The sequence below is a fragment of the Novosphingobium sp. genome (assembly GCF_019748365.1).
Taxonomy (GTDB): Bacteria; Pseudomonadota; Alphaproteobacteria; order Sphingomonadales; family Sphingomonadaceae; genus Novosphingobium.
This window is the reverse complement of the sequence record NZ_JAIEPN010000135.1, coordinates 1-7,198: the sequence shown is the minus strand read 5'-3', so window position 1 is coordinate 7,198 and position 7,198 is coordinate 1. Positions and strand designations below refer to the sequence as shown.

Here is a 7,198-nt window from a genome sequence, read left to right as displayed (position 1 = left end):
TACGCTGGAGGCCGAGACGAGCGCGGCGCGGCTGGGCGCGGCGGCCGACGCCGGCGTCGAAATCGCGCTCGCCAACCTCACCCGCCCCGGCCTTGCCACGCGCTGGGCGATCGACGGGCGGACCTACAGCGCCAGCTTCCGCGCCGTGCCCATCGCCATCCGGATCGAGGACGAGGCGGGCAAGATCATGATCAACCGCATCGACGGCGAGAACATCGGCTGGCTGATGTCCGCCCTCGGCCTGCCGCCGGCGCAAGTGGAAGCGCTGCGCGACAGCTTTGACGATTGGCTCGACCAGGACGACGAGCCCCGCCAGTTCGGCGCGGAAGGCGAGACCTACCGCCCCCGCGGCTATGCCGCGCGCAACGGGCCGCCGCAGAGCGTGGAGGAACTGGGCGACATCGCGGGCTTCACCCCCGCGCTCGTTGAACGCGTGGCGCGGATCGCGACGGTGGACGTGAACGGCAAGGCTTTCGACAAGCGCTATGCCGATCCGCTGGCGATCGCGGTGATGAACGACGGCGACCGCAACGGCGTCGACGTGATCGAACGCCGCCGCGAAATCGCCGGACAGCGCCCCGCCCTTGCCATCAACGATCCGGAGGACTGGCGCGGCCGCGTGGTGACGATCATCGCCACGGCGCGCGGCCCCGGCGGCGCACAGGCGCAGCGGCGCGTGGTGGCGGAAATCACCGGCAACCCCCGCCAGCCCTATGTGCTGCGCTGGGGCGCATGAAGGCCAGCGGCGGCCGGGCGGCAATCAGGCCGCGGCGGTTGACAGGGTTGACACGGTCCTGAGGCAGTTTGGCGGACTTGGTTTCGATGGGGGGTTCGGCGGGGGTTTGTTCCTCGGGATGGGGCGGATTGGCCCCTCCACCACCTTCGGTGGTCCCCCTCCCCATTTGTGCTTCGCAAAAATGGGGAGGATCTGTGGGGTCGCTGGCCATTTGTGCTTCGCAGAAATGGGGAGGATCTTTGAGGTCGCTGGCCATTTGTGCTTCGCAAAAATGGAGAGGATCTTCTGCCGCGTCCGGTTCGCCCGCGAAGAGCGCTTCGAGGGTGGCGAGGCGGGTTTCCTGCTGCGTGTCCCACGCTTCGGCGGCGGCCACTTCGGCGGTGTGCTGGGCCTCGGCGAGGGCGGCGTCGAGCACGTCGTCTTCATCGGCTTCGTCGAGATCGATATCGGCGGTCGCTTCGGGGGGCAGGTCCGCGACCTCGGTGGGGAAGGCGCGGAGCACCTCTTCGCGCGCAGCGCGCAGGGCTTCCTCGCGGGTGGGGGTGGCCGGGGTCCATTGCGGCGGCTGATCGAATTCGTGGATCGGCGGCTCGAACACCGGGTCCGCGCCGGTCTCCCCGGCATCGAGCAGCTCGGCGAGGTAATCATCGAAGCGGGCGGCAATGCCCGGCGCGGGATCGAGCTCGGCCTCGGCGCGCGTGGCATGGGCATCGAGCCGGGCGAGATGGGCGAGCAGCAGGCGCGCATCGAAGCGGGTGCGGCTGCCGACCGCCTCGCCCCGGTAGAAGATCGTCTCGCTGACCCCATGGAGCGCGCGCTCCGCCAGCACTTCCTCCGCCGCATCGCGCGCCAGGATCAGCGCGGCATTCCAGCCATGCGCAAAGGCCGCATCGCGCCGCTTGTGGACATAGGCGGACTGCGGCGAGACGCCGACTTCATGACACGCGCGGCGGACATTACCGGTGGTGGCGAGGACATTGAGAAAGCGCACCCGGCGCCGGGGCGTGAAGGGCAGGCACATGGATAGCCCCTCCCGCATGCGGGAGGGGTTGGGGTGGGCCGAGGCATACGCCGCGTTTTCTTCAAACCCACCCCCGGCCCCTCCCGCAGGCGGGAGGGGGGATAGCCGCTCCTCACCCGGCAGGCCGATATCGCGATCCCCGGGGATCCACCCCCGCCCGAAACTGCTGGTGTTGTGCTGCGGCATGACCACGCGACTCCCGCTTGGAACAAAAGGGGATCATTGTGGCATGGGTTGGGGTATGTAGGACAGGGAGATATGTTTGCTATCGCCAGGACGTGGACCTATGGTCCAATATCGCACTATAAGCTTCTGAGGCCATTCCTGACCATCCGCGCAAATCTCTAATACTGGTTTTGGGGATTCAAGCACAAGGATGGAACTAGAGCCGTTCCGGTCTTTTGATTATATTGGAATAGGAATTCAAAATGGAAGATCTAGAAGTAGATTGGAATGATAGAGATTCTGAATTTGACGATGATGATTCCGAAGAATCTTCATTAGATCTTCGTCTGAATGAACAACAGTTCTCAGATCTACTCGTCGCACCAGCCGATTGGACTATCGAGACTCTATACAGCCAGATTGGCAAGCAGATCGATCTGAATCCGGAGTTTCAGCGACGCAATGTATGGAGTGCCAGAGCTAAATCAAGCTTTATTGAGTCATTAATGCTTGGTATTCCAATCCCACAAATTTTGCTTTCTACAAAGCCACAGAGCAAGAGTACATTTATTGTGCTCGATGGAAAGCAGAGACTCTTGGCTTTGAAGGAGTTCCTAGATGGATCTCTGCCAAACGGACGGAAGTTCAGGCTCAAAAATCTCCGCGTCTTGAAGCAATTTGAAAATAAAAGTTGGGATGAAATAAAGCAGGATGCCGATTCAAGGGCAAAATTGCTTAATGAAACTCAACGCACGACTGTCCTTCGAGGCTGGTCTGACGAAGCAGTACTTTATGAGATTTTCTTCCGCTTAAATTCTGGCTCTGTAAAGCTATCTCCAATGGAATTAAGAATGTCGCTTTATCCCGGCGATTTCTTGAAATTCATCATGCGTTGGACAGAAAAAATTGGTCCCATCCATAAAGTTCTAAGAAAGACAAGCCCCGATCCAAGAATGAATGATGTTGAGTTAGCAATTCGTTTTCTAGCTTTTTCTGATCACGATATTCCATATCGTGGCGACCTCAAAGATTTTCTTGATACTGCTTGTCAGAAATACAATTTGGCATTTTCTGACGAAAGATTTTATTTTGAAGTCGAGAACCACTTACAAGCTATGAATCGAGGAATAAATTCTGGACTAATTATCTTCAATGATCGGAACTTTTGCAGAAAATACTCACGCACACGGAACGGCGAAGCTAAGTATGAGAGCCGCTTTAATCGAGCGATATTTGATATCATGTCGTACACATTATCAGACAATTCATTTCGTGAATGGAGCGATTTACATCCAGATGCTGTTCGTTCAATTTTTGAAAGACTTTGCTTAGAAGATACCGATTTTTCACGCTCCATTGAAACAACAACGAAGTCTGAATCTGCTACTTTTTGTCGATTTTCAACATGGATTACTGCCTGTAACCAGATTTCGGGATCAAATATCGAAATTCCAAAAATAGGTGGTTAGGGATGGCAACTACACACTATAGCAAAATGCTAGGTGATTTAGATGTAGCTCGAAGAATCGCCTACAAAGTACCTCCCAACATCTGCAATACCTCAATTCAAGAATTGAAGGTAAAATCCTATATACTTCTTAGCCATGCCATTATTGAGGAGTATATTGAGAATGTAGCCTTAGATACTGCGAAGTCTGCTTTGCACAAATATGTATCTACAAACCAAATCTGCAGAGCATTAGTCGGTTTAATTAGCAGCGGAATCATTGGCAGGATTGATGAGAGCGGAATTTCAAGAAAATTGAAGCGAGAGCCATTTGAAGACATTGCCCTATTTGCAAACGTCGCCTTTGGTCGCTTTAAGTATGAAGTTGACAACAATAATGGTATAAAGAAAGAGAATTTGTTGAAGTTACTACTGCCGATTGGTGTCGATCCAGAGACTGAGGATGCAGCAACGATGGCCGCTTTAGATGGATTTGGACAAAAACGAGGTGCTATCGCTCATGCCTTTAAAATTAACAAATCCCATACCTTAAGTGAGATCGAGGGAGATGTTCAGACAATTAAGATTGGCCTAATCAGTTTTGATACAGCCTGTCAGAGTTGCTTGAGTTGACTTGTTTCAGCCCTCTAGCGGCGAATCTCGAGAGCGGTGCTGGACTATCGAGCCGGTAGGGTTTGTCTCGCCTCCCGAAGAGGGGGTGGCGAGCCTTGCGCTGTCGCTTGAGCGGGCGCTACGGGAATGCGAGGGGGCGTGGGGTGTTGCGGGTGGTTGATTTGCCGGGGTAGCGGTTGTGGCTGCCACCACCCCATTTGTGCTTCGCAAAAATGGAGAGGAAGCGAGGAGGACGGGCGCGGCCCCGGCCCCTTTCGCAGGCGGGAGGGGGGATCGGGATGCAAGGGCTGTGGCCCTTGCCCGCCGGAGGCTTGCTTTCGGGGTGATGGGTCTGTGTTGTGGGGGCTTCTCGCAAGGGGCGGGGGTTATCGCTCCACCCCTTCGCTGTTGGGGTTACCCCTCCACCACCCTTTGGGTGGTCCCCCTCCCCCGTTGGGGGAGGATCTGCGCCTCCGACCCGCCTTTGGCGGGCCACCTCCCCATTTGCCCCTTCGACAGGCTCAGGGGAAAATGGAGAGGAACGAAAGCGGCGGCGGGGTTATTCGGATTCGGTGCCGTAGCCGGGATCGCCGTATTGCTTGGTGGTGGTGGTGGATGAAGTGGAGCGGTCGGCGGTTTCGTCCTCGTCCTCGTCATCTGGCGCTTCGCCCCAGCCGGAGCCGGGGCCGGTGAGCGGGCGGGAGCTGCGGGGCGGCTCGTTGCCGAAGGTGCCCCAGCCGGAGGACTGATCGGCCGACGCGGTGAGTTCGCCCACGCATTCCATGCCGAGCTTGTGGTGCACTTCGCGGGTATATTCGGCGCCGAAGTGAGTCCACTTGAACCAGCGGGCCTTGCGGATCAGGCAATTGCAGAGCTGGACGCTATCTCCGCGCGGGAGGCCGAGGCTTTCGGCCTTGCCGGAGCATTCGCGGCGCACTTCATTCAGCTTGCCGGGCGGGCCATTGCGCAAGGCGCTGTAGCCGGCGTTGATGCTGCCCATGGCGATGGCCGGAATGAGCAAGTACCACAGGCGCATGAATATCCTCCCCTGCCGCGCGCGGGGGGAGGATAGGCGGAAGTGCTTAAATGGGGGTTAGCGGCGGCCACCACCCCCAACCCCCTCCTCTGAAGAGGAGGGGGCTATATGGTCATTTCCAGGTGAAGCGGTAGCCGTAGGAGAGGCCCAGGCTGAACTGATCGCGGCGGCCGCGCTGGCGGATCAGGGTGCTGTCTGCCACGACATTGCCGAGGCGGTCGTAGCCGGCGAGGAGGGTGATGGCGCCGTGCTGGCCGCGCTTGCCCAGCGGACGGGTGAGCGTGCCGCCGAGCCCGGCCGAGACGAGGCCGCCGCCGGTGCTGTAGGCGGGGAGGCCGGCGCGGGCGGCTTGTTCGGGGGTGACGCCGAAGTAGACCTGCGTGTACTTGCTGCTGGCGAACGTGCTGCGCAGGGCGAGCGAATAGCGGAAAGCGCCGGCGCGATCGGCGAAGCGGATCGAGGGTTCGGCGACGACGCCTTCGTGTCCGCCGGTGCCCTGGCGGACTTCGGTGCGCAGGGCGAGGCGGCGGTCGGGGCTATATTGCACGAAGCCGCCGAATTCGACCGCGAGGGGGATGTTGCCGAAGCCGCGCAGTGCCTCGCTGCCGCCGGTGATGAGGAAGGGCGAGCCGCCGGTGCTCTCACGCCGGCCGAAGCGGAGGCGGGCGATGGGGCCGATCTTCCAGCCATCGCGGTTGATCGCGTTCCAGCCAAAGCCTTCCTGCACCGAGGCGAAGGCGACATCCTTGTAGTTCACGCGGATATCCGGGAAGACCGAGAGCGCATAATCGCGCGAGCCCTGCCAGGCGGGGGCGAGGATGGGGGCGACGCCGACGGTGAGCGTCCACGTGGGCTGCGGCGGCGGGCCGGCGGGGCGCTGGGCGCCGGGGGCGGCGCTCTGGGCGTAGGCGGGGCTGGCGAAGAGGGCGAGCGCTGCGGCGAGCGCGGGGCGAATGCGGTTCATGGGAGGCCGGGTCCTGACGTTTGCGTCTTGCGGAGGGGGTGCGACTGCGGGGCGCATAGCAGGATGGGCGCGGGGTTGGATTGCTGGGTTTTGACGTATTGTTGCTGTCGCGCTGCTTCCACCACCCCCAACCCCCTCCTCTGAAGAGGAGGGGGCTTTTCAGCGCGTCAGGAGGGGTTTGAGGTAGTGGCCGGTGAAGCTGCGGGGGTTCTTGGCGACGGTTTCGGGCGTGCCTTCCGCGACCAGTTCGCCGCCGCGGACGCCGCCTTCGGGGCCGAGGTCTAGCAGCCAGTCGGCCGTCTTGATGACATCGAGGTTGTGTTCGATGACGACGACGCTGTTGCCCTGATCGACAAGGCGGTGGAGCACTTCGAGGAGCTTGCGCACGTCTTCGAAGTGGAGGCCGGTGGTGGGTTCGTCGAGGATGTAGAGGGTCTGCCCGGTGGAGCGGCGGGCGAGTTCCTTGGCGAGCTTGACGCGCTGCGCCTCGCCGCCGGAGAGCGTGGTGGCCTGCTGGCCGACCTTGACGTAGCCGAGGCCGACTTCGTTGAGCATGTGCATGCGATCACGGATCGGAGGGACGGCCTTGAAGAATTCCTCGGCGTCCTCGATCGTCATGTCGAGCACGTCGGCGATGGAGAGGCCCTTGAACTTCACCTCGAGCGTTTCGCGGTTGTAGCGCTTGCCGTTGCATTCCTCGCAGGTGACGTAGACGTCGGGCAGGAAGTGCATCTCGATCTTGATGAGGCCGTCGCCCTGGCACTTCTCGCAGCGGCCGCCCTTGACGTTGAAGCTGAAGCGGCCAGGCTTGTAGCCGCGCGCGGCGCTTTCGGGGAGGCCGGCGAACCAATCGCGGATCAGGGTGAAGGCGCCGGTGTAGGTGGCGGGGTTGGAGCGCGGGGTGCGGCCGATGGGGGACTGGTCGATCTCGATCACCTTGTCGCAGTGTTCGAGGCCGGTGACGCGATCATGCGCGCCGGCGATGACGCGGGCACCGTTGAGCGTGCGCGCGGCGACGGCGTGGAGCGTGTCGATGGTGAAGCTGGACTTGCCCGAGCCGGAGACGCCGGTGACGCAGGTGAAGGTGCCGAGTGGGATGCTGGCGGTGACGTTCTGCAGGTTGTTGGCGCGGGCGCCTTCGACGGTGAGCTTGAGGCCGTTGCCCTTGCGGCGCTTCTTCGGCACCTCGATGCGGCGGGCGCCGGTGAGGTATTGGC

General features: G+C 60.6%; 7 protein-coding genes. 3 read left to right on the top strand and 4 right to left on the bottom strand.

What is annotated here, in order from left to right:
• Positions 1 to 736, top strand: a 736-nt coding sequence (locus K5Q19_RS15420) for a type II secretion system protein GspK (RefSeq protein WP_292946950.1), incomplete at its 5' end; no start/stop codon positions are given.
• Here K5Q19_RS15420 and K5Q19_RS15415 read toward each other — a convergent pair.
• Positions 690 to 1,757, bottom strand: a complete 1,068-nt coding sequence (locus K5Q19_RS15415) for a hypothetical protein (protein ID WP_292946947.1) — start codon at positions 1,755 to 1,757, stop codon at positions 690 to 692. The genes K5Q19_RS15420 and K5Q19_RS15415 overlap by 47 nt on opposite strands.
• A 428-nt stretch (positions 1,758 to 2,185) precedes the next feature.
• Between K5Q19_RS15415 and K5Q19_RS15410 the strand changes: the two genes are divergently transcribed.
• Both K5Q19_RS15410 and K5Q19_RS15405 read left to right on the top strand, forming a co-directional pair.
• Complete coding sequence (locus K5Q19_RS15410) at positions 2,186 to 3,391, top strand: DUF262 domain-containing protein (protein ID WP_292946944.1); 1,206 nt, start codon at positions 2,186 to 2,188, stop codon at positions 3,389 to 3,391.
• A gap of 2 nt (positions 3,392 to 3,393) precedes the next feature.
• Positions 3,394 to 4,002 carry a HEPN domain-containing protein gene (locus tag K5Q19_RS15405; RefSeq protein WP_292946940.1) on the top strand — a complete coding sequence of 203 codons (609 nt, stop codon included), beginning with the start codon at positions 3,394 to 3,396 and terminating at the stop codon, positions 4,000 to 4,002.
• Between the two features lie 538 nt (positions 4,003 to 4,540).
• On the opposite strand, the gene K5Q19_RS15400 is transcribed toward K5Q19_RS15405, so the two are convergent.
• From K5Q19_RS15400 to K5Q19_RS15390, 3 genes are all read right to left on the bottom strand, one after another.
• The gene (locus K5Q19_RS15400) at positions 4,541 to 5,017 is read right to left on the bottom strand and encodes a hypothetical protein (RefSeq protein WP_292946937.1); all 477 of its coding nucleotides are present in this window, start codon (positions 5,015 to 5,017) and stop codon (positions 4,541 to 4,543) included.
• Between the two features lie 112 nt (positions 5,018 to 5,129).
• Positions 5,130 to 5,981, bottom strand: a complete 852-nt coding sequence (locus tag K5Q19_RS15395; protein ID WP_292946934.1) for a MipA/OmpV family protein — start codon at positions 5,979 to 5,981, stop codon at positions 5,130 to 5,132.
• Between the two features lie 159 nt (positions 5,982 to 6,140).
• Positions 6,141 to 7,198, bottom strand: a 1,058-nt coding sequence (locus tag K5Q19_RS15390; RefSeq protein WP_292946931.1) for an ATP-binding cassette domain-containing protein, incomplete at its 5' end; no start/stop codon positions are given.